Below are 1081 nucleotides of genomic sequence, written 5' to 3'. Positions count from 1 at the left end.
CGGTGCAGAATGACGGCAAGCTTGCGCGCGACGGCAACCTTGGCTTTGCGCAGTCCGCTGCGCTTGGCCAGCCTGAGACCCCACGCCTTCAGCGCCGACCACTTGGCCACCCGGGTGAGCAGCACGTTGGCGGCCTCGTAGAGGTAGCTGCGCAGCATCGTGTCGCCGCATTTTGAAATCCGGCCCGTCCAGTCGGTCTCGCCGGAGGCATAGCCGCGTGCCGTCAGCCCTGCGTAGGCTCCGACACTTCTTGACCGCTTGAAGCGGGCGGGATCATCGACCGTCGCCAGGAAGCACAGCGCCGTAATGGCACCGACACCGGGGGCTGTCATGAACTGCTGTACTTGAGCACTCCTGCGGGCCAGTCGCAGCACCTTGCGATCCAGGTCCATGATCTCCTGCTCGACCGCCTCACGCACTCTGAGGAGCGGCATGGCCGCGACGGCGAGGTCCGGCTGGTTCTCGAGCAGGTCTGCTGCTCGCCTGGCAAACACGTTCATCTTGGCCCGGCCAATCACCAGCCCGAGGTTCTTCAGGAGGCCACGGATCTGGTTCTCCAGATCGCGCTTGAGCTTGACCAGCAGAGCGCGGCTGGAGAGGAGGGCCTTGATAGCGTGACTGCCGCGGTCTTTGACGTGCACCTGCTTGTACCATCCACATTGCATGATCCGGGCGATGCCAGCCGCATCGTTGCGGTCGTTCTTGTTGATCTGCATCTTCAACGCCGCCTTGGCATGTCGGGCGTCGATGCAGATGACCGGCAATCCCAGCGCGTTCAGCTCGCTCCAGAGCCACGTCGCCGTCGCTCCGGTCTCGAGCCCCACCCGGGCAACCTGCGGCGCATGGGATTGAATGAAGGCTGCGATCGCCTCCGGGTCGGAGGGGACCATGCCTTCGCGCATGATCTTCCCGGTTTGATCGACAATGCAGATCGCCGTCAGCTTCAGCGAGACGTCCAGTCCGACATAGTGCTCCATGGCTACCCTCCTCACGGTCAGGGCCCTGGCGTGGGCCTCGTCGATGGTAGAGAGCTGATTCCCAGAGCCAGGTTATGGCGCGGTCCCCGGAATTACTCCATGTG

The 1081-nt window shown here is 63.7% G+C and carries 1 protein-coding gene; it reads right to left on the bottom strand.

Features of this window, described 5'->3' with window-relative positions:
* A partial coding sequence (locus tag ILT44_RS30470) for an IS110 family RNA-guided transposase (protein WP_204243350.1) occupies positions 1-977 on the bottom strand: 977 nt, incomplete at its 3' end.
* Between the last annotated feature and the right edge of the window lie 104 nt (positions 978-1081).

It is taken from the genome of Microvirga arvi, assembly GCF_016892765.1.
Taxonomy (GTDB): Bacteria; Pseudomonadota; Alphaproteobacteria; order Rhizobiales; family Beijerinckiaceae; genus Microvirga; species Microvirga arvi.
This window is presented reverse-complemented; position numbering and strand designations above follow the sequence as displayed.